We start from the raw sequence: 19419 nt of genomic DNA, 5'->3' as shown, positions 1-19419 counted from the left end.
CTTCAGCCGTGCACGGAGCGACTGTCAGCGGGCACGGCCGCCCGGTCCTTCAGACCGTAATCCCTCACGACGTGCGCCACCCGCAGGCGGTAGTCGCTGAACACGCCTCCCCGGCCTTCGCGCTGGGCTTCACGGTGGGCCTCCTGGCGCCGCCATTCCGCCACCGCTGCCTCGTCGCGCCAGTAGGACAGGGACAGCAGCTTCCCCGGTGCGCTGAGACTCTGGAAGCGCTCGATGGAGATGAAGCCGTCGATGTCCGCCAGCAGGGGCCGCAGCTCCGCCGCGAGGTCCAGGTACCGCTGCCGATGCGACTCATGTGCCCAGACCTCGAAGATGACAGCAATCATTCCAGTCCTCCCAGGACGCGGGTGTTGGTGGAAGCACGCCAGGTGACGGGGCCCGACAGCGGTGACAGGTCCAGGCCGCTCGCGAGCACGCACTCCGCCGCCGCCGTGGCCATCGTCGTCGCGAGCAAGGGCCCAGGACAGGCATGCGAGCCCAGGCCGAAGGTGAAGGTCTGGCGCCCCGCGCGCCTTGGCAGGAAGGCGTCGGGCTGGGGATTCTCCAGCGGATCCCGATTCGCGGCGGCGAGCACGACGACCACGGTCGCACCGGCATCCGGCGTCTGACCCGCGACGGTCGCGGCGGCATGGGTGAAGCGTCGCGTGTTCTGGACCGGGGAGTCGTGACGAGCCGCTTCCTGGACCACGTCGTCCATCGTGCACGCGCCCCGTGAGAGCTGTTCACGCAGCTCGGGCATGCGAGAGAAGGCCCGCAGCGTCGCGCCCAGAAGGCCGGCCGTCGCTTCATACGCCTGGGTGAGCAGGCCCACGGTGTTGGGAATGCGCAGGTCCTCCGAGCCGTGGCCTTCCATGAGCCGGGCCGTGAACGCGGTCCTCGCCGTGGACTGGAAACAGGCCGCCACGCGTTCGTGCAGCCTCGCCGCACCCTCGCTGTCAGCAGGGGGCCCGGCGACCGAGCGGACATAGGCATCCACGTCCCGCACGCTCGCCTCCAGCGTGTCTTCCGGGAAGCCCAGCAGTGACCCCAGCACGAACACGGGAAGCTGGAGGGCGGCGTCCGGCAACCGTGACAGCGAGGGCGCTGCGAACAGCCGTGCCGCCCAGCGGCGGCTCCCTGCTTCGACCTCCCGAGGCGCCAACGGCAGTGCACTTGAAAGTGTCTGCTTCACGGCGGGGTAGGGGCCTCCATCGTTCATCCGCACCAGCCGTCCAAAGAGGGCCCCGGCGGCGGTGCCCACCAGGTGCGGAGGCACTGGCTCCGACCGTGGCCGGACCCGGCAGTGCTCGCTCGTGAGCACCGCGCGGACGGTGGCCGCATCCGCCGCGATCCATGGCCCGAAGCCGGGGACGCGGTGCAGGCCGCCCCGGGCTCGAAGCTCCGCGTAGTAGGGGTACGGGTCGGGATGGGTGACGGCTTGATACGGGTCGGTGGGCGGTGTCATCGGTCCTCGTTGCCGGGCACTCTGCTGCCGTTGCCGTGTCCGTGTGTTAGGAAATGGTTCGTCATGGAGCGAACGATGAATGCAGGACCGGACCTCGCGACGCTGGCCACGGCCGTGGGGGACGCCACGCGGATCCGGATGCTGGAGCTGCTCATGGAGGGGCGGGCGCTCGTCGCGAAGGAGCTCGCGTTCGGTACAGGTGTCAGCCCCGCGACGGCGACCGCGCACCTCCAGCGGTTGGAGCAGGCCCGGCTGGTCCGCGCCACCCGGCAGGGGCGCAACAAGGTGTTCCGGATCGCCACGCCCACCGTGGCGCGGATGGTGGAAGCGCTGATGACCGTGGCGGTCCGGGGGCCCCGTGTGTCAGCGACACCGGAACCCCTGCGGGCCGCGCGCTACTGCTACGACCATCTGGCGGGCAGATTGGGCATGGGCATCACCGACGCGCTCCTGCGGGCCGGGCACCTGTCCCTTCGCAAACGCGCGTTCGCGCTCACCCCAAGCGGCGAGGCGTGGTTCCAGGACTTCGGCATCGACCTGGCGCCCGTGCGCGAGCAGCGGCGCCACTTCGCCCACCGGTGCCTGGACTGGAGCGAGCGGCGAGACCACCTCGCGGGGGCGCTGGGCGCGGCGCTCGCGGCCCGGGTGTTCTCATTGGGGTGGGTGGAACGTCAGCCTGACTCGCGCGGCCTCATCGTCACGCCCGGAGGCCAGCGGGGGCTCAAGCGTCACTTCGGCGTGCTGTAGGCCGCGGCGTTCGTGTCCGCGCGCTCCCGGGTGCGCTGGATGGCGACGGAGACCGCTTCGCCCACGACGCGCGGCAGACCGTGGGCGTCCATCGCCTTCAGCCCCGCCTCGGTGATGCCTCCCGGGGTCGCGATCTCCGTGATGAGGCGAGGGGTGGTGGCGCCGGGTTCGGCCAGCAGCTTCGCCGCGCCAATGAGCGTTTCCTTCGCGAGCGCCGCCGCTTCCGCCGCGTCCATCCCGTGCGCCATGGCGGCCTGGGCCAGGGTCTCCACGAAGCGGAAGACATACGCGGGGCCCGTGCCGCACACGCCCGTGCAGACCGTGAGTGCTTCCTCGGTCATCCACATCGGCCGTCCCGTCGCGGCGAAGACGGACTCGGTGGCTTGCCTCGCGGTCTCCGTCGCCCGGGTCCCGGCCGTCAGGGGCGTCACGCCTGCTCCCACGCGCACGGGTGTATGGGGCAGGGCGCGGATGACAGAGACGCAGGAGGGCAACGCCGCTTCCAACTGCGCGAGTCGCACGTCCGCGGAGAGCGACACCACGGTCTGCCCCGGTTCCAGGGCAGGCGAGATGACCGCCATCAGCTCCCGCAGCTGCGCCTGCCGCACGGCCAGCAGGATCACCCCCGCGCCCCGCACCGCCTGCGCGTTGTCCATGAGGATGTGCACGCCGTGCCGGGAGCGCAGTTCCTCCCCGCGCTCGGGCCGGCGCACCGTGACGCGAAGGTCCGACGAACGCACTTGGCCGGACCGCAACAATCCCAGGATGAGGGCTTCAGCGATCTTGCCTCCGCCCAGGAGGACGACGGGGGCGGGGATGGAATGGGACACCATCGCTGAAGCCTACCCTCAAGCGGGCAGCCGCGAGTTCGTCAACAACGTCCGCGACCCGGTGTTCTCCGCGACGGCGCGCGCCTTGGCTGGGCGCAGCAATGGAGCTCGACGGGATGCGGGAGCGGACGGAAATGCGGACCCACGAACCGATGCGCCCGCCCGGGCCCGGTTCCCTCCAAACCTGTCCGACAGTCGGACAGGTTTCCGCCACACGAGGCCTGGGGGCGCGGCGGCCCTTCGGATCCGCATCGTCATGCGTGCGCGAACTCCACCAGGTGAGGGCTCGGACAGGGGCACCCGCCCGGGCCCGGTTCCCTCCAAACCTGTCCGACAGTCGGACAGGTTTTCGACGCATGCGGCCCGGGGCCGCACTGGCCCGGCGGGCGACGCGAAGGGTGTGCCTCGCGCCCATGTCAGACCCCTGTGGTTGGATGGCGACGCTGGGACGAGGAGGGGATGGTGATGGTGGGGCTCGTGGCGTTTGTGGGGGAGCAGTTCGAGCGTGGGTTGTCGCTGGGGGGACTGCCGGCCCGCGCGCAGTTCGGCTCGGAAGCGAAGCTGGCGCGTCTCTATGGAGCATGCCGGGCCACAGCGCGCGAGGCGCTGCGGTGGCTGGCGGCGCGGGGCTTGATGGTGCAGCCCCCCAGGCGCAATACGCGCGCGGTCACCGTGGATGAGTCGTTGACGCTGGAGAAGATGCGTCCTCCCGAGCCTTGCTCCCGCGCTGGATTCGTCAACGCGCTGCTTGCCACCCACTCAAAGTTTCACGCCCACCGTGGTGCGCAGCTGCGTGTCCAGCGCTGGCACCGTCGCGGGCGGCGCGCTGTCGTAGGTGAGGTTGAAGCCGATGCCCACCGTGACGCGGGGATTGGGCGTCACCGCGAAGATGGTCTCGTTGAGCACGCGCAGGTCGGAGGGGCGGGTGACTCGCGGCTGGAAGTAGACCGTCTCCACGAGGTTGATGTTCTCCATCAGCTTCACCCGGCCCAGCAGATAGCTGGAGACTCGCGGGTCCATGTAGCGGTCTCCCGCGTCCGGCTCGCCGTCCTTGCGCAGCCGCTCGTACTCCAGCATCAAAGCCACCCCGAAGGTGAACCCCAGGCGGTCCTCGTTGAGCAGGACGAAGCGCGGACCCGCGCCCAGCAGGGCACGGAGCTGGAGCCTGCGGAACTCGTTGTATTCATGCTGGGCGAAGACCTCTCCCGACAGCACGTCGGTGAACCAGCGCCGGTAGCGCACGTGCTCCAGCACCTGGCTGACGATGCGCTCGCCACTGGCGAACGAATACTCACCTCGGATGACGCCCAGCCAGACGCCGCGCTCGGAGCGCAGCTGGCCCACCAGGGAGCCGCGGATGGAGAACAGCTCCGTGCTGCCCGTTCGCCAGTCGCCTCCCAGCTCGATGGCCGCGGCCGGCCCCGGCTCCGCCTTCTCGTCGAAGAGCGCCTGTACGTTGACGATCTGTGCCGCCGCGCCGCTCGTGTGGAGCAACACCACCAGCACCACCCACCCACCTGGTTTCAGGAGACCCATGCACCACTGCTGTGCCTGCTCGGGCGCTCCCGTTCAACCCTGTTGTGGGGGGCTGGTGCGTCGGCCCAGCGCTTGACGCCAACGGTGGAGCGGAGCATGCCTGCGCCGTTTCCCAGGCCCTTGCCCCGTCCGGAGTCCGTCCATGCAGGTTCACATCATCGATGCCTTCACCCGCACCGCCGGTGCAGGAAACCGCGCGGGCGTGGTGCTCGACGCCTCGGCGTTGGATGTCCCCACGATGCAGCGGACCGCCGCGGCCGTCAGCGCGTCGGAGACCGCGTTCCTGCTGTCCCGGCCCGGCGACGCCACCGTGCGCCTGCGCTACTTCACGCCCGTGGATGAGATTCCCTTCTGCGGCCACGCCACGGTGGCCACCTTCCACCTGCTCGCGGAGAAGGGGCTCCTGCGAAGCCCGGGGACGTACACGCTGGAGTGCCCCGGCGGCACGTTCGACATCGAGCTGGAGCCCCAGGGGGCGCACGGGTCGCGGGTGTGGATCGCCACGCCCCCGCCGCCCGCGCAGCCCAACCCCGTGGCGCTGGACGCGCTGATGGCCACGCTGGGCGGGACGGCGTCACAGGTGGACCCGTCGCTGCCGGTGATCCGCCAGGGCCACCGGCTGGTGGTGCCCCTCCGGCGGCTCGCGGACCTGGAGGCCCTGACGCCGCGAGGCGCGGCGATGAACGCGCTGCTGATGCCGCACGGCATGCGCGGCGTCTACCTCTTCACCCGCGAAGCGAAGGAGGAGGGGAGCGTGGCCCAGGCGCGCTACTTCGTCCCGGGGTTCGGCATCCTGGAGGACCCCGTGACGGGCTCCGCCGCGGGACCGCTCGCGGCCTACCTCGCCGAGCACGGGAGCCTTCGCCTCCCGGAGCACGGCGGCACGGTGTCGAGCCGCATCGAACAGGGTGACACGCTCGGCAAGCCGGGCCGCATCGACATCCAGGTCACCGGCCGGCCAGGCCACATCGAGCGCGCCCGCGTCGGCGGAGTGGCCCTCACCGTGATGGACGCCACGCTGCTCGCGTAGCGAGGCTCCCGTGAACGCCGGACCGCGTGGCCCCGGACCCTTGATGGGCCCGCCGCGCACCTCCAGGTTTGGGGTCGGGATGATTCCATCCCCGCTTGAGTGACCGGTGCGGTCCGGCGGCCGGGCGCCAGCCGGCTCCACCGGGGAAGGACGTCATGGCAACCGACAACAGGAACCCAGGCGCGCAGGGGGGGCCCTCCTCCTCGCACGCCGTGAAGAAAGCCCAGGCCGGAGTGCCGGGCGCTACCTCGGAGGGACAAGACCCCAGGACGGGCGCTGGCATCTCCCGCCGCGAGTCTCTTGCTCCCGGCCTCGGCAGGGAAGCCGTGCCCCTGAGCCCGTTCGGACTGCTGGGCCGGATGCTCGAGGACATGGACCAGCTCTTCACCGGCATTGGAGGCCGGGGCCTCGCCGCCCGGAGCGGCGTGCTGGACGAGGGCCTCTGGTCACCGCAGGTGGACGTGCTGGAGCGGAACGGAAGCCTCATCGTGAGGGCCGACCTGCCGGGAATGAGGCAGGAGGACATCAACGTCGAGCTGCTGGATGACCTGCTCATCATCGAGGGCGAGCGCTCCTTCGAGCTGGAAGAGGAGGAGGAGGCCGAAGGCATCTGGCTCCTGGAGCGCAGCACCGGGCTGTTCCGCCGCGCCATTCCGCTTCCGGAAGGCATCGACACGGAGTCGGTCCAGGCGAACTTCGAGAACGGCGTCCTGGAGATCTCCCTGAAGCTTCCGGAGGAGCTGCCCCAGGGCAAGCGCATCGAGGTGAAGGGAGGCTCGCGCGAGCAGGCCCGCCGGATGACGCGCGGGAAGCCCATCCACTGAGGGAGGGGAGCCTGCGTCAGTGCGTGTGCCGGCGGCCCTCGTCCTCCACGACGGCCGCCGCCACCTGCTCCGCTGAGCCGCGCAGCTCCTCCTCGGGCGGCGAGTGCCAGGACTCGAAGGCGAACAGCTTCCGCATCAGCTTTCCGGCCTGATACCCCGGACGCAGCTCGATGGCGTCGAACATCCAGGCCAGCGCCTCGTCCGCGAAGGTGTACCAGGACTCCTCGCAGCCCGTGGCGTCCATGGTGAGGTTCATCGTGGTGACGATTCCATCCGACAGGGCCAGCGTCCGGATGTCATTGTCGTCGGGGCCCGAGGGCAGGTTCCGCTTCAGCGCCTGGAAGTGGGCATCCAGCTTGAACAGCCATTCGCGCGACCGCTCCAGCGCGTCGATGATGAGCTGGATGTTGTATTCCACGCTCATGTTCGGGGTGGGCTTCTGTCTGAAGAAACGGTGGCACCAGCAGTAGCCCCCGAAGCTCTCATTGCCCAGATACAGCCCCGTCTCCGTGTACCAGGGCCCCAGGTTCTGGTTGAGCATCCGCTGGATGTGTTTCGCCATCGTGTCGTGCTGCTCGTCCGTGAGCTTGCGCGTCCCTGGGGGCACGCGCGGCGTCAGGTACTCTCGCAGCATCCGGATGAGCTTCTCCGGGTCATAGCCATCCAGGCTGTCGCGGATGAGCAGCCAGTGCCCCAGGGCCGACCTGCTCATACGGCCACCTCCGCCACCCGCGCCGCCGCCTCACGGAGAGCCTCCGGGGGAGGCGCAATCCAGGATGTGAAGACGAAGGCCGTGTCCAACTGCTCCTGCGTGGCCTCCGACAAGGGCAGCCCCATTGCCTCGATGCACCACGTCATGGCGTCCTGCGCGACCTGGTACCAGGTCTCCTCGCAGGACGTCGTCTCCGCCGTCAGGTCCACGGTGCGCACCAGCCCTTCCGCGAGCGCCTTCGCCCGGAGAGCCTTGTCGTCGGCCGCCAACTCGAGCTGACGGCGCGAGGCCTGATACACGCCGTCCAGCGCGTACAGGAACGAACGGATCCGCTCCAGCGCCTCCAGCATGAGCTGGATGTTCGCATCCACGTCCAACGTCCGATGCGGCGGGTTCTGGTTGAAGAACGAGTGGCACCAGCAATAGCCCCCCAGCACTTCATTGCCCAGGGGCAGGCCGCTCTCGATGTACCAGGGCCCCAGCTCGGCCTGGAGCAGGTCCTGCACGGCGTTCTTCGCCTGCTTGAGCCGGCTTGTGTGAATGCTTCCGGTCCGCAGGGGGGCCAGGGTCTCCCTCAGCCGGGACGCCAGCGATTGCGGTGAGTAGGCATCCAGGCTGTCGCGGATGCGGCGCCACGTGAAAGCCGATGCGTCACTGCTCATTCAGGCACCTCGTTGCGGCACGGGGCGTCCGGCCCCGCGATGGTCCGGGCCAGCAGCCTCGCCAGCCGCGTGTAGTTCACCGCGTCGCCCGGGCGCTTGGGCCACAGCACCACGGGCGCCAGCGGTGGCGTGGGCAGCCGGCCCCGGCGCAGCATGTATTCCAGCCACAGCCGCGCCGCGCGCGCGTTGCCGTCCGGGAAGGGGTGGAAGAAACACAAGTCCAGGTACAACCGCGTGGCATGTGCCACCGGGTGACGCTCTTCCCGCGCGTCCGTCTCCACCTTGTCGCGGAAGGCCGCCTCCAGGCCGGGCGCGTGCGCATAGCGGTGCGCGCCACCCCTCGCGAAGGCGTCCCCGGTGCGAAAGCCCGTGGGCCCACCCAGGAGCTCCGACTGGACCTCCACCATCCGGGCGAAGGTCAGCGGCTGGCCCGCGTCCGCGAGCCGCCGCACCCGGGCCAGGGCCCGCTCGAAGCGCTCCGTCCGCGCCGGTCCCTGGGCTTCATGGGCCGGTGCGTCATGGCGGTGCAGGAAGTCCTCCTGGGCCCCTGTCTCCCGGAAGGGCTGCCGCGCCGCCGCCGCCAGGTCCGCCCGGAGCGCGGGCAGCGCCCAGTCCAGGGCGCGCGTGGCCTCCCGGTGGGGCGCGAGCTGCTCGGTGGGGGATGGGGCTTTCACTCGGGGGACCGGGACGAAAACAGGGGGCGGAGAGCCCAGCATGGACGGGGCCGGGTGACAAACACCCCGGGCGGAGTGGCCCTCCCGTGGGTCACGGAGTGGAGCCTTGGCTCACAATTGCGTAAACAGGCCGTTCTGGCAGCAGGGAGAAGGCACTGAATGAAGACGTTCCTCGTGGTCAACCCGCGCAGCGCCAACGGGCAGACGGGGAAGCGATGGGTGGAGATCTCCGCGCAGGTGGGCAAGGTGCTCGGTGACTTCGGGTACGGCTTCACCAGCGGCGGCATGGATGCGGCGCGTCTGGCGCGGCAGGCCATCGACGATGGCTACGAGTGCATCGTCGCGGTGGGCGGCGACGGCACCCTCAACGAGGTCACCAACGGCTTCTTCCGCGACGGACAGGTCATCAACCCCCGGGCCACGCTGGGCCTGTTGCCCCGAGGCACCGGCGGCGACTTCCGCCGCACCTTCGGGTGGGACCTGGAGCTGACGTCCGCGCTGGAGCGGCTGCGCACGGAAACCACCGAGCCCTTCGACGTGGGGCGGCTGGAGTTCACCGACAACGACGGCAAGCCGGCCACGCGCTTCTTCTCCAACATCGCCTCGTTCGGCGTGAGCGCGGTGGTGGCCCGCGAGGTGAACCAGGGCAGCAAGGCGCTGGGCGGCAACCTGAGCTTCATGTGGGGCACCGTGAAGGGCCTCATCAAGTACCAGGAGCAGCAGGTGCGACTCACGGTGGACGGCGGCGAGCCGGAGACGGTGAGCGTCACCGCGGTGGCCGTGGCCAATGGCCGCTACTTCGGCAGCGGCATGTTCGTGGCGCCTGACGCGGTGACGCACGACGGCCTCTTCGACGTCACCATCTGGTCCAACTACGGCCTGTCCGACTTCGTCCTCAAGTCCAAGGGCGTCTACAACGGCGACCACGTCACCTGGAAGGGCACGCGGCGGCTGCGCTGCCGCACGCTCCACGCGGAGCCGCTGACGGGCGACGTGTTCCTGGACGTGGACGGCGAGACGCCGGGCCGGCTGCCCTGCACCATGACGCTGTTGCCGGGCGCCATCCGCCTCAAGGTGTAGCGCCGGAGCGGGGCGAGCGCCGCGCGTCCTCCACGGGCGCGCCGACGCCGGGCGAGGCGGGCGTGGGGCGGTACCAGCTCGTCTGTCCAACCAGGTGCCGCGTGAAGCCGTCCTCCACCAAGGGCGAGGCCTCCGCGGCGCCCAGCACCAGGTAGCCGTCCGCGTGGAGCATCCGCCGCACGCGGGCGAGCACCGCGCGCCGGGTGGGCACGTCCCAGTAGATCATCACGTTGCGCAGGAAGACGAGATCCACGGGCGCTTCCAGCGGGAGGTCTTCCAGCAGGTTGAGCTGCCGGAACTCCACTGGCTTGCGCACCTGTTCGCTCAGCCGCCACCCGTCGCGCTCCTGGTGGAAGTAGCGCTGGCGCAGCTCGGGCGTCAGGCCGCGGTGGATCTCCTTCACGTCGTAGCGGGCCTCGCAGGCACGGAGGATCGCGCGGGTGGAGAAGTCGGTGGCGAGGATGCGCACCGTCCATCCGGTGATGAGCAGCCCGGCCTCGGCCAGCGTCATCGCGACGCTGTAGGGCTCCTGGCCGTAGGCGCACGCCGCGCACCAGATGCGCAGGGTCCGCGTGCGGACGCGCTTCGCCAGCAGGGTGGGGAGCACCGTGGTGCGCAGGGCCTCGAAGACGCTCGCGTCGCGGAAGAAGGCCGTCTCGTGGTTGGCCAGCGCTTCCGCCAGGCGCTGGTGGAGCGGACTGCCCTCCGGCTGCGAGCGCAACCGGGAGACCAGGGCGGAGAGGTCCGGCAGCCGCTCCTCGCGCATGAGGGGCGTGAGCCGCGTCTCCACCAGCGCGTGCGTGTCTGACTCCAGCACGAGCCCGGAGCGGCGCAGCACGCGCTGCCGCAGGTACGCGAAGTCGTCGGGAAGCAGGGACATGTTCAGGTCCTCCGTCCGCGCGCGTCCACGCGCCGCGCCAGCTCCGGGGCCAGCGCCTCCAGGGGCATCACGGCATCCGCGAGCCCCGCCTGTTCCACCGCGCCCGGCATGCTGCCGGCGACGCAGCTGGCCTGGTCCTGCACCACCACCTGACCGCCCGCCGCGTTCACCCGCCGGCAGCCGCGCAGCCCGTCCTGGCCCATGCCGGTGAGCACCACCGCCAGCACCCCCGCGCCGTACACCTCCGCCGCGGAGCGGAAGAGCAGGTCCACCGCCGGACGGCACGCGTTCTCCGCCGGCCCCTGGTGCGTGAGCAGCCGCACGCCCGTCGCATCCCGGCACACGGCCAGGTGGAAATCGCCGGGGGCGACCCACACCGCGCCCGCCTGCACGGAGGCGCCCGTCACCGCCTCGCGCACGGTGAGCGGCGTCACCCCCTGCAACCGCTCCGCGAGCAGCCGGGTGAAGAGGGGCGGCATGTGCTGCACGATGAACACCGGCACCGGCAGGTCCGCGGGCAGCGCGGACACCAGGCGCACCAGCGCGCCCGGGCCTCCCGTGGACGCGCCGATGACGATGGCCTCCACCCGCGCGGGCATTCGCGGCCGGGACGGGGGCTCGCGCGTCACCGGTGACGGCGAGGGCGCGGCGGACGGCGTGCGCACGTTCAGCGCCTTGAGCTTGCGCACCAGCTCATCCCGCACGGCCTCCACGGTGATGTTCATCCCGCCCGCGGACGTGGGCTTCGTCACGTAGTCGCGGGCCCCCAGCGCGAGCGCCTCCAGGGTCAGCACGCCCGCGCGTTCGGTGAGCGCGCTGAACATCACCACGGGCAATTCTGGAGCGCGCTGGCGCAGGAGCTTCAGCGTCTCCAGCCCGTCCAGCTCCGGCATCTCCAGGTCCAACAGCACGACGTCCGGCTGGAACTGCTCCACCTTCGCCAGGGCGATGCGGCCATTGGGCGCGGTGGCGACGACCTCCAGGCCCGGGGCCGCGCCCAGCAGCAGCGACACCTGGCGCCGCACCACGGCCGCGTCGTCCACCACCAGGACCCGGATGGCGTTCATTCGCACCCGCTTCACCGCACCGCGTGCGCGACCGGGCAGCGGCCCGCAGGGGCGCTGGCGGCCCTCTCGCCATACACCTCGTGGCGCGGCCGGCTCGCGAGGATGGCGCTGGCGCCCCAGTCCGTCACGCGGTGGAAGGCCTCGGACGCGACGAAGGCGTCGAAGCCCTCGCGGCTGTGCCACTCGGAGACGATGAGGTAGCGCCCCGGCGCCCCCACGCTCTTGAACAGCTCCGTGTGCACGTGCGTCGGCAGCTTGCGCATCGCCTCCAGCACGAGCGCGAACTTCCGCTCGAAGGCTTCCGCCTTGCCTTCACGCACTTCGTAGTTCATGCCGATGGTGACCATCCGTCACCTCCTTGTCCGGGTTTCATTCGAGCCAGACCCGGACGCGCCGGGGGCCCTCGTCCAGGTGGAACAACTCCGACGGCCGCAGCCCCGCCGCGACCGCCGCGATACCCATGGCCGCCGGATCCACGCCCCGCGCCGCCAGCTTGCGCGACAGGTCCTCCGGCAGCAGGTCCTCCAGGTGCGCCGTCACGTCCGCGCGGAAGGTCAGCGCGACGCGCGTGTGCCCTCCTTCCGTCACCTGGACCTTCAGGTAGCGCGCGGTGCCCTCCACGCGCGCCTCCGGTGGCGAAGGCGGGGGCGGCAGCGACGGGGCTCGGGCCTCGTCCAGGAGCGGCCCCCAGGCGATGGGCGCATCCAGCACGTCCAGGTGGCGCACCAGCCCGTGGAACGCGCGCAGGACGAACAGGAGCGACGCGGGCCCCGCCGCCCGGAAGTTCCAGCGGTGCGGCCCCAGCGCCTCGGTGAGCCGCTCGCCCAGCCGCCAGCTTCGCGCGTGGAAGGCACGGTCCAGGAGGAAGGGCTCCAGCAGTACGCGGCTGACGGCGGGCAGCGCCTCCGCCATGGGCTCCAGCAGCTCCGGCGCGAAGCCCAGCATCACCCACGCGGACAGGAGCTGCTCCGGGCGCGGCGGAGTGCTCGGGCACTTCAGGAGCGAGAGTAATCGCCCCAACCCCACGGCCAGCTCCGGCGGCAGCGGCTTCACGCAGCCGAAGTCGAGCACTCCCAGCACGGGCTTTCCGTCCGGTCCCCGCGACACGCGGTAGTTGCCCGGGTGCGGATCCGCGTGGAGCGCGCCCCACGTGAAGCAGCCGTGGAGGAACAGCCGCACCAGCGTGGTGGACAGCGCGCGGCGGTCCGCTTCGCTCCAGCGCCAGCCATCCGCGAGCGACGCACCCTCCACCCAGGTCATCACCAGCAGGTCTTCCCGCGTGAGCGCATCCACCGGCGCGGGGACGACGACGCCCGGCACGTCCGCCATGCGCGATCCCGCGTCGCACAGGGCCTGGGCCTCGTGGCGATAGTCCAGCTCGCCCTGGAGCATGCGGGCCAGCTCGTGGCGGTAGGCGGACAGGTCCAGCTTCCCGCGCCAGCCTCCCAGCGGCGCGGCCAGCCACCCCAGCGCGCGCAGATCATCCCGCACGGCCTCCGCGATGCCCGGGTGCCGCAGCTTCACGGCCACGGCGCGCCCGTCATGCAGCACGCCCCGGTGCACCTGGCCCAGCGACGCGGCGATGCCCACGCCGTCCAGCGACTGGAACACCTCCCGCCACGGACGGCCCAACCGGCGGGACACCTCCGCCAGCGCGGCCTCCGGTGCGAGCGGGGAGGGCGCCTCCGCGAGCGAACCGAACCCCGGCGTGTCCGCGCCCAGCTCCGCGAGCGTGAGCACCTGGCCCACCTTCTGGGGCAGCCCGCGCAGGCCCAACAGCCGCTGGGCCAGCTCGTGCCTCGCGCGCTCCTCGTCCTGGGGCCGGGACACCCGCCGCAGGCGCGTGGAGGCTCGGGCCACCTGGCCCAGATCCCACCACCGTTTCAATCCGGTTCGCACGTGACGTGGCTCCCTGGGCCTGACGCCGCCCGCGCTACTTCGTCCGCGCCGGCTTGTCGGAGGTGTCCACCTGCACGACCAGCCGTTGCAGCGACTGCGCCATGTGGGCCAGCTCCACCGCCGAGCGCTGCGTGCTGCCCGCGCCCTCGGTGGTGCTGCGCGCGGCCTCCGCCACGGCGGCCATGTTCTCGGAGATCTGCTGGCTGCCCTTGGCGGCCTCGCCCACGTTGCGGAGGATCTCTCCCGCGGTGGCCGTCTGCTCCTCCACGGAGGAGGCGATGGACGTCTGCAGCTCGTTGATGCGGCTGATGGTGGCGCCGATCTCCAGGATGGCGTTGACCACCTCCTCGGTGTCGCCCTGGATGGTGCCGATCTTCTGGCCGATGTCCTCCGTGGCGCGGGCCGTCTCGCGCGCCAGCTCCTTCACCTCGTTGGCCACCACCGCGAAGCCCCGGCCCGCCTCACCGGCGCGGGCCGCCTCGATGGTCGCGTTGAGCGCCAGCAGGTTCGTCTGCTGCGCGATGGAGGTGATGACCTTGATGACCTTGCCGATCTCCTGGCTGCTCGTGCCCAGCTTGCCGACGACGTTGGACGTGGAGTCCGCGAGCTTCACCGCGGACGCGGCCACCTTGGCGGCGGAGCTCGCGTTGCGCGCCACCTCGCGGATGTTCGCGTTGACCTCCTCCATGCCGGACGCGACGCTCTGCACGTTGCGGCTGACCTGTTCGGCGCCAGCGGACACCTGGGTGGCCTGCGCCGCGGTCTCCTGGGCGTTGCTCACCATCTGCTGGCTGACGCTGGACAGCTCCTGCGACGACGCGGCGAGCGTCTGCGAGTGCTGCGTCACCTCCTGGAAGATGCCGCGCAGGGTGGTGTCCAGATCCTGCTCGCGCTGCTGCACGGCGAGCTTCTCCGTGATCAGCTCCCACGTCACCATGGGGCCCAGGTAGCGGCCCTGGCCGTCGTACACCGCCGTCACCAGCAGGTCCGCGGTCTCCGGGCCAATGGGGATGTTCGCGCGCACCGGCAGGTTCTTGTCGTTGGACAGGATCTTCCGCTGGTACGTCACGTCCCGGTGGAAGACGTCGATGTGGGAGCCCAGCACCCGGTCCGCGGCGACGGGCAGGTGCTTCTCCACGCGCTGCAACAGCCGGCGCGAGGCGGGGTTCAGGTAGATGATCTTCAGGTCCAGGTCGGCCACCATCACGCAGGTGGGCGCGTTCTCCATCATGGCCCTGAGGCGCGCCAACTCCGTGTCCGCGCGCTGCTGATCCGTGACGTCCGTCCACGTCACCACGTAGCCGGTGAGCGCTCCGCCCCGGCCCGAGATGCCGTCGATGCGCGCCTTGAGCAGGGTGGGGCCCACCGCGAAGTGGGCCTCGTGCGGCAGCGCGGAGGGATCCAGCAGCCGCTCCTCCTCCAGCCGTAGCTGGTGCTCGAAGTGGGCGAGGAAGTCGCCGCCCGCGTCCCCCGCGCCGTCGCGGAGGCCAGACGCCTGGTCGATGCGCTCGATGGCCTCCGAGGAGGACGCGTTCGAGAAGACGATGGCCAGGTCCGTGTCCAGGACGAACAGGTTGACGCTCGCCGCGTCCAGCACCGCCTCGCTCAGGGCGCCTTCGAGCGGCGTGGGCGCGCGGCGGCGCGAGGACCGGGCCGCGGGTGCGGACGCCACGGCGACCCGGCGTCCCTCCGTCCGGGAGGTACGCGCCGGAGCACGCTTCACGGCGGCGGTCCGCGAGGCGGCCTTCGCCACGGGCCTGCTCACGATGTCGTCCTGCCTCGTGCCCACGGCGGCCAGCACCTCGCGGGCGACGGGGCCCGGCACGTCCAGGTCATCCAGCACGGTGGCCAGGTGTTCGGCGACGCGCCCGAAGTGATGGGGCTTGAGCTCCATGCGCGCGTGCACTTCGCGCATCGACGGGCCCTTGTAGACGGCCGGTCCGCCCAGGCGCTGGGTGAGGAACGCGACCATCTGGCGCTGAAGCTGGATCATGTCCGCGCGGCGGAAGTAGGGCTTGAGCAGCGCGTCCGTCATCACCCGCGCGTAGAGCTTCTGCACGGCGGCCGTCAGGGGGGCCTTGCCGCCCAGGCGCTGGAAGAGGGTGGTTTTCACGGCGGGCGCGGTCGGGCGGGCCATCAGCGGGACTCCTGGGGAAGCACGGGGAGGGAAGGGGAGGCGGACGCGCTGGACGTGGGTGAGAGCCCGTCCACCACCGCGTCCGCGGACAACACGAGCAGCAGCCGGTCCGGCAGCGCATGGACACCCAGCAGGAACGAGCGCAGCGGCCCGCGCAGGTTGTCCGGCAGCGGCGCCAGGTCCGACTGCTCGAAGGGGAGGATGTCGCCAATGGCATCCACGCGAAGGCTCACCGCGCCTTCGTCGCCGCGCAGCACGACGTGGGGCGCGTCCGCGGGGGCGGTGCCTTCGGGCAGGTCCAGGCGGCGGCGCAGGTCGATGGCGGGGACGATCTGCCCGCGCAGGTTGAGCAGCCCCGCCACTTCCGGAGGCGCGCCGGGGACGCGCGTGAGCGGGGGCGGGAGCAAAATCTCCTGCACGCGTTCGATGTCCAGGCCGAACAGGTGGTCACCCACCTGGAACGAGCACAGCTGGCGGAAGCCGCTCATGGCGCACCGCCTGTCAGCAGCTCCGGGTGCACGGCGCGCACGGTGCCCTCCACGTCCAGGAACTCGGTGGCCCGGGCCTGCACCACCATGGAGCCCAGCACGCCCGGGCGGCGCGTCTCGCGCTGGAGCGCGAGCTCCACCTCCGCGACGTCGAGGATGGCGTCCACCACCAGCCCCACGCGCGTGTCCGCGTGCTGGGTGACGACGACGGACAGCGACTCGCCCAGGGTGACCTGGAGGTGTTGCGTGATCCGCTCCGTCGCGCCGGGCCTCGCCTCCAGCACGGAGGCCACGTGCACCAGCGGCAGCAGCTGCCCGTGGTAGCGCGCCATCTCCATGCCTCCGCTCATCCGCTCCACGTCCGACGCGGGCAGCTCCTCCAGACGGGCAACGCGCGACAGCGGAATGGCTACGCGGCCCTCCGCGCCATTGCGGCACAGCAGCACCCGCTCGCGTGTCTCCTGCGGGGCCGGTGCTTCCTCGGCCTCCGGAATGACAACTTGCGCCTGCGCCTCGGTGACGGTGCCCACGCGGCGGCCCAGGCCCATGGCGTCCAGGATGAGCGCCACGCGCCCGTCGCCCAGCACCGTCGCGCCCGCGTAGCAGGCCAGCCCCTTCAGGTGCTTCCACAGCGGCTTGACGACGATCTCCTCCGTGTCGTGGATGGCATCCACCCACAGCCCGAAGGTGCGCTCACCGGCCTGAAGCACGACGACGGTGGCGCCCTCGTCCAGGTCCGGCATTGCCGGCCCCACGCCCAATTCGGCGGCGAGCACCACCAGCGGCAGCAGCTCCCCGCGCAGCCGCAGGACGCACGCGCCCTGGATGCGGGTGATGTCCTTGCGCGCTTGGGTGGGCTCCAGGAACACCACCTCCCGCAGGGAGGCCTGCGGCAGCGCGTAGCGGTCTCCCCGGCAGGTGACGAGCAGCGCCGGGATGATGGCCAGCGTGAGGGGAATCTTCAGGGTGAACGTCGTGCCCTGGCCGGGCCGGCTGTGCACCTCCACGGTGCCGCCAATGCGCTCCACCTGCGAGCGCACCACGTCCATGCCCACGCCCCGGCCGGACAGCGACGTGACGCGCTCCGCGGTGCTGAAGCCCGGCATGAAGATGAGCGTCAGCGCTTCCGCGTCCGGCATCCGCGCCGCCTGGTCGGCCGTGAGCAGGCCCCGCTGCACCGCGACCTGCCGCACGCGCTGCACGTCGATGCCCGCGCCGTCGTCGGACATGCCCAGGTGCACGAGCCCGCCCTCATGCGAAGCGCTCAGCGTCAGGCACCCCACGGGCGGCTTGCCCGCGGCGAGGCGCTGCTCGGGCGTCTCCACGCCGTGGTCCACGGCGTTGCGCAAGAGGTGGGTGAGCGGATCATGCAGCGCCTCCACCAGCGTCTTGTCCAGCTCCGTGTCCGCGCCCTGCAACTGCAGCCGCACCTGCTTGCCGCACCCGTGCGCCAGCTCCCGCACCAGCCGGGGGAAGCGGTTCCACACCTGGCCCACCGGCTGGAGCCGCGTCTTCATCACCACCTGCTGCACCTGCGTGGTGACGACGTCCAGCCGCTGCGACGCGGTGAGCAGGTCCGCGCCCGGCGTGGGCGAGGCCGCGCACTGGAGGATGCGGTTGCGAGCCAGCACCAGCTCGCCCATCAGGTTCATCAACCGGTCCAGCAGCGCCACGTCCACGCGCAGCTTGGAGTCCACCCCGGTCGCGGCGCCGCGCCAGGGCAGGGCGCCCGGAGGCGTCAGGGGCTCGGACACCTCCAGCGGCGCGGAGCCCGCCGCGGCGCCCGCCATGCGAGCGAGCAGCGCGGAGTGGTCCACCGCGGGCTCCAAGCCTGTCGCCTCGATGTGCTCCAGCGTCCCGCGCGCCGCGTCCGCCGCTGCCAGGAGCGTGGACACACGTTCGCGGTCCAGCACCAGGCGCCGGTCGCGCGCCAGGCCGAGCATCTCCTCGGCGGCGTGCATCAGTGCCTCCAGGCGGCTGAAGCCCAGGAAGCCGCAGGTGCCCTTCACCGTGTGCAGGGCCCGGAACAGCTGCGCGAGCAACGGCTGCGAGCCCGGCCGCGCCTCCAGCTCCAGCACCGTCGCCTCGATGCTCTGCACGTGCTCGCGGGACTCGATGAGGAACTCCCGCATCACGTCGTCCCAGCCCGGAGTGTCACTCACGGACAGCACGCCCTTGGACGGAAGTCCACATAGACTGTATGTGTTTGATGAGACGGATTTGACTGGCGCTGCCCATGGGCAACGGCCCCCCCGACCCACAAGACTCCGGAGTCGAAGTCCCAGCATCCTCCAAAGTCAACGGCGTGAAAGCTGTCCCGGAGGGAAGGTGCCCTGCTCAGAAGAACAGGCGAAGCAGGTCGTACCGCGTCTCCGCGCCCAGCTTCCGGAGCAGGTTGGCCTGGTGGAATTTCACAGTGCGCTCGGTAATCCCTAACACGGTCGAGATGTCGGTCGGCGAGCGGCCGAGCGCGAGATATCGCAAGACATCGCCTTCCCGCTCGGACAGCCGCGCGGCGTTAGCCATGCGCCGCACCTTCGCCTCGAAGAGGCCGCTGAGTGTTTCATCACCGATGGTGTGAACGCTGACACGCGCGGTGCCGGCGCCCGTGGGCGTGGCGGTGACGACCTCATAGCCCTCGGCGTGCTCGGAGGCCTGCCGCACGATGGTGTGCGGCCAGGAGGCAGGCGCGGCCATCGTCAGCGGGCAGTCCAGGCAGGGGGCGTCGCGTTGCGCGAAGGCGCCGAAGCACTGCCGGCCCACCATCTCCTCCTGCCGCGCCTCCCCGGAGGTCCACACCGCCTTGAGCGTCCCGAACGACGACAGCTCGGTGGAGATTTCGTAGCTCAGGTCCTGGTGGGGCCCCTGGGCCGGGGCCGGCTCCGGGGCGACGGTGCGCTCGGGGACGGAGAGGGGCGGAGAGGCGCGCGTGATGATGGCCACCAGCCGCAGGGGAGGGCGGCCCACGGCGGCCACGTCCAGCTCCACCGACAGCCGCTCGCCGTCACGCGTGAGCACCTCCGTCTCCAGCCGGGTCTCGGCGCTGGTGAAGATGGCCCGCAGCGCCTGTCCCACCTCGCGCCCGTGCTCGCGTGGTGTGCAGACATCCGTCCAGCGGCGACCCAACAACTCCTCACGGGGCCGGCCCAGGAGCGACGTGAACGCGCCGTTCGCCAATTCGATGCGGCCGCGCCGGTCCATCACGACGATGGGGCGCGTGTCCCGCTCCGCGAGCAGCGACGCGGTCAACGACCAGTCCATGATGCCCCCCAGCCGTTGCAATCCCGTTCAAGCTTTACATGGGTAGTGCTGAATTCCTCGGTTTAAATAGCTTGCAGCGAGGCGACTGCATTTGCATTTGGACAAAGGTCCAATCACATACCGTCGT

Annotated in this window: 19 protein-coding genes; 4 read left to right on the top strand and 15 right to left on the bottom strand. The window is 71.1% G+C overall.

The features are described 5' to 3' along the window. Positions 1–2: 2 nt before the first annotated feature. Both D7Y21_RS23175 and D7Y21_RS23170 read right to left on the bottom strand, forming a co-directional pair. Entirely contained in the window at positions 3–347 is a 345-nt protein-coding gene (locus D7Y21_RS23175; protein ID WP_120565638.1) for an antibiotic biosynthesis monooxygenase, read from the bottom strand. Next, entirely contained in the window at positions 344–1465 is a 1122-nt protein-coding gene (locus D7Y21_RS23170) for a cytochrome P450 (RefSeq protein ID WP_121715762.1), read from the bottom strand. The genes D7Y21_RS23175 and D7Y21_RS23170 overlap by 4 nt, the downstream gene beginning before the upstream one ends. Positions 1466–1528: 63 nt before the next feature. On the opposite strand from D7Y21_RS23170, the gene D7Y21_RS23165 reads away from it, so the two are divergent. Beyond that, positions 1529–2212, top strand: a complete 684-nt coding sequence (locus D7Y21_RS23165) for a helix-turn-helix transcriptional regulator (protein WP_121715760.1) — start codon at positions 1529–1531, stop codon at positions 2210–2212. Here the strand turns inward: D7Y21_RS23165 and D7Y21_RS23160 are convergent. Then, positions 2194–3045, bottom strand: coding sequence for a pyrroline-5-carboxylate reductase (locus tag D7Y21_RS23160; RefSeq protein WP_121715758.1), 852 nt, complete (start codon positions 3043–3045; stop codon positions 2194–2196). The genes D7Y21_RS23165 and D7Y21_RS23160 overlap by 19 nt on opposite strands. A gap of 756 nt (positions 3046–3801) precedes the next feature. Next, complete coding sequence (locus D7Y21_RS23155) at positions 3802–4578, bottom strand: YdiY family protein (RefSeq protein WP_120565634.1); 777 nt, start codon at positions 4576–4578, stop codon at positions 3802–3804. A gap of 142 nt (positions 4579–4720) precedes the next feature. On the opposite strand from D7Y21_RS23155, the gene D7Y21_RS23150 reads away from it, so the two are divergent. Both D7Y21_RS23150 and D7Y21_RS23145 read left to right on the top strand, forming a co-directional pair. After that, the gene (locus tag D7Y21_RS23150) at positions 4721–5608 is read left to right on the top strand and encodes a PhzF family phenazine biosynthesis protein (protein ID WP_121715756.1); all 888 of its coding nucleotides are present in this window, start codon (positions 4721–4723) and stop codon (positions 5606–5608) included. Positions 5609–5934: 326 nt separating this feature from the next. After that, positions 5935–6432: an Hsp20/alpha crystallin family protein gene (locus D7Y21_RS23145; RefSeq protein ID WP_158627337.1), complete on the top strand. Its 498-nt coding sequence runs from the start codon at positions 5935–5937 to the stop codon at positions 6430–6432. Positions 6433–6448: 16 nt separating this feature from the next. On the opposite strand, the gene D7Y21_RS23140 is transcribed toward D7Y21_RS23145, so the two are convergent. The 3 genes from D7Y21_RS23140 to D7Y21_RS23130 are packed head-to-tail and all read right to left on the bottom strand — an operon-like array spanning position 6449 to position 8480. Beyond that, positions 6449–7144, bottom strand: a complete 696-nt coding sequence (locus D7Y21_RS23140; RefSeq protein WP_121715752.1) for a hypothetical protein — start codon at positions 7142–7144, stop codon at positions 6449–6451. Continuing rightward, a complete protein-coding gene (locus tag D7Y21_RS23135; protein WP_121715750.1) occupies positions 7141–7806 on the bottom strand; it encodes a hypothetical protein in 666 nt (221 codons plus the stop codon). Before D7Y21_RS23135 ends, D7Y21_RS23140 begins: the two co-directional genes overlap by 4 nt. Further along, positions 7803–8480 carry a Fic family protein gene (locus tag D7Y21_RS23130; RefSeq protein ID WP_121715747.1) on the bottom strand — a complete coding sequence of 226 codons (678 nt, stop codon included), beginning with the start codon at positions 8478–8480 and terminating at the stop codon, positions 7803–7805. Before D7Y21_RS23130 ends, D7Y21_RS23135 begins: the two co-directional genes overlap by 4 nt. A 159-nt stretch (positions 8481–8639) precedes the next feature. On the opposite strand from D7Y21_RS23130, the gene D7Y21_RS23125 reads away from it, so the two are divergent. Beyond that, positions 8640–9560, top strand: a complete 921-nt coding sequence (locus tag D7Y21_RS23125; protein ID WP_120565628.1) for a diacylglycerol kinase family protein — start codon at positions 8640–8642, stop codon at positions 9558–9560. On the opposite strand, the gene D7Y21_RS23120 is transcribed toward D7Y21_RS23125, so the two are convergent. From D7Y21_RS23120 to D7Y21_RS23085, 8 genes are all read right to left on the bottom strand, one after another. Next, positions 9550–10440, bottom strand: coding sequence for a protein-glutamate O-methyltransferase CheR (locus D7Y21_RS23120; protein ID WP_121715744.1), 891 nt, complete (start codon positions 10438–10440; stop codon positions 9550–9552). The two genes, D7Y21_RS23125 and D7Y21_RS23120, sit on opposite strands and share 11 nt — an antisense overlap. A 2-nt stretch (positions 10441–10442) precedes the next feature. Further along, complete coding sequence (cheB, locus tag D7Y21_RS23115) at positions 10443–11507, bottom strand: chemotaxis-specific protein-glutamate methyltransferase CheB (protein WP_121715742.1); 1065 nt, start codon at positions 11505–11507, stop codon at positions 10443–10445. An 11-nt stretch (positions 11508–11518) separates the two neighbouring features. Further along, positions 11519–11854 (bottom strand): antibiotic biosynthesis monooxygenase, encoded by a 336-nt coding sequence (locus tag D7Y21_RS23110; protein ID WP_121715740.1) that lies wholly within the window; start codon positions 11852–11854, stop codon positions 11519–11521. A 22-nt stretch (positions 11855–11876) separates the two neighbouring features. Further along, a complete protein-coding gene (locus D7Y21_RS23105) occupies positions 11877–13406 on the bottom strand; it encodes an AarF/ABC1/UbiB kinase family protein (RefSeq protein WP_147469354.1) in 1530 nt (509 codons plus the stop codon). Between the two features lie 34 nt (positions 13407–13440). After that, positions 13441–15543: a methyl-accepting chemotaxis protein gene (locus tag D7Y21_RS23100; protein WP_121715735.1), complete on the bottom strand. Its 2103-nt coding sequence runs from the start codon at positions 15541–15543 to the stop codon at positions 13441–13443. Continuing rightward, complete coding sequence (locus D7Y21_RS23095; protein ID WP_121715733.1) at positions 15543–16031, bottom strand: chemotaxis protein CheW; 489 nt, start codon at positions 16029–16031, stop codon at positions 15543–15545. Before D7Y21_RS23095 ends, D7Y21_RS23100 begins: the two co-directional genes overlap by 1 nt. Continuing rightward, positions 16028–18193 (bottom strand): chemotaxis protein CheA, encoded by a 2166-nt coding sequence (locus D7Y21_RS23090; protein ID WP_199735479.1) that lies wholly within the window; start codon positions 18191–18193, stop codon positions 16028–16030. Before D7Y21_RS23090 ends, D7Y21_RS23095 begins: the two co-directional genes overlap by 4 nt. Positions 18194–18368: 175 nt before the next feature. Next, complete coding sequence (locus tag D7Y21_RS23085) at positions 18369–19292, bottom strand: PAS and helix-turn-helix domain-containing protein (RefSeq protein ID WP_147443303.1); 924 nt, start codon at positions 19290–19292, stop codon at positions 18369–18371. Positions 19293–19419: the final 127 nt, after the last annotated feature.

Origin of the sequence: Corallococcus sp. AB045 (assembly GCF_003668895.1) — a bacterium.
GTDB lineage: Bacteria > Myxococcota > Myxococcia > Myxococcales > Myxococcaceae > Corallococcus > Corallococcus coralloides.
This window is presented reverse-complemented; position numbering and strand designations above follow the sequence as displayed.

Bases quoted from the DNA above. Each gene is read 5' to 3' on its own strand.
- D7Y21_RS23170 (WP_121715762.1), bottom strand. From the start codon at position 1,465: ATGACACCGCCCACCGACCCGTATCAAGCCGTCACCCATCCCGACCCG.
- D7Y21_RS23125 (WP_120565628.1), top strand. From the start codon at position 8,640: ATGAAGACGTTCCTCGTGGTCAACCCGCGCAGCGCCAACGGGCAGACG.
- D7Y21_RS23155 (WP_120565634.1), bottom strand. From the start codon at position 4,578: ATGGGTCTCCTGAAACCAGGTGGGTGGGTGGTGCTGGTGGTGTTGCTC.
- D7Y21_RS23095 (WP_121715733.1), bottom strand. From the start codon at position 16,031: ATGAGCGGCTTCCGCCAGCTGTGCTCGTTCCAGGTGGGTGACCACCTG.
- D7Y21_RS23100 (WP_121715735.1), bottom strand. From the start codon at position 15,543: ATGGCCCGCCCGACCGCGCCCGCCGTGAAAACCACCCTCTTCCAGCGC.
- D7Y21_RS23175 (WP_120565638.1), bottom strand. From the start codon at position 347: ATGATTGCTGTCATCTTCGAGGTCTGGGCACATGAGTCGCATCGGCAG.
- D7Y21_RS23160 (WP_121715758.1), bottom strand. From the start codon at position 3,045: ATGGTGTCCCATTCCATCCCCGCCCCCGTCGTCCTCCTGGGCGGAGGC.
- D7Y21_RS23120 (WP_121715744.1), bottom strand. From the start codon at position 10,440: ATGTCCCTGCTTCCCGACGACTTCGCGTACCTGCGGCAGCGCGTGCTG.
- D7Y21_RS23140 (WP_121715752.1), bottom strand. From the start codon at position 7,144: ATGAGCAGGTCGGCCCTGGGGCACTGGCTGCTCATCCGCGACAGCCTG.
- D7Y21_RS23085 (WP_147443303.1), bottom strand. From the start codon at position 19,292: ATGGACTGGTCGTTGACCGCGTCGCTGCTCGCGGAGCGGGACACGCGC.
- D7Y21_RS23110 (WP_121715740.1), bottom strand. From the start codon at position 11,854: ATGGTCACCATCGGCATGAACTACGAAGTGCGTGAAGGCAAGGCGGAA.
- D7Y21_RS23135 (WP_121715750.1), bottom strand. From the start codon at position 7,806: ATGAGCAGTGACGCATCGGCTTTCACGTGGCGCCGCATCCGCGACAGC.
- D7Y21_RS23165 (WP_121715760.1), top strand. From the start codon at position 1,529: ATGGAGCGAACGATGAATGCAGGACCGGACCTCGCGACGCTGGCCACG.
- cheB (WP_121715742.1), bottom strand. From the start codon at position 11,507: ATGAACGCCATCCGGGTCCTGGTGGTGGACGACGCGGCCGTGGTGCGG.
- D7Y21_RS23150 (WP_121715756.1), top strand. From the start codon at position 4,721: ATGCAGGTTCACATCATCGATGCCTTCACCCGCACCGCCGGTGCAGGA.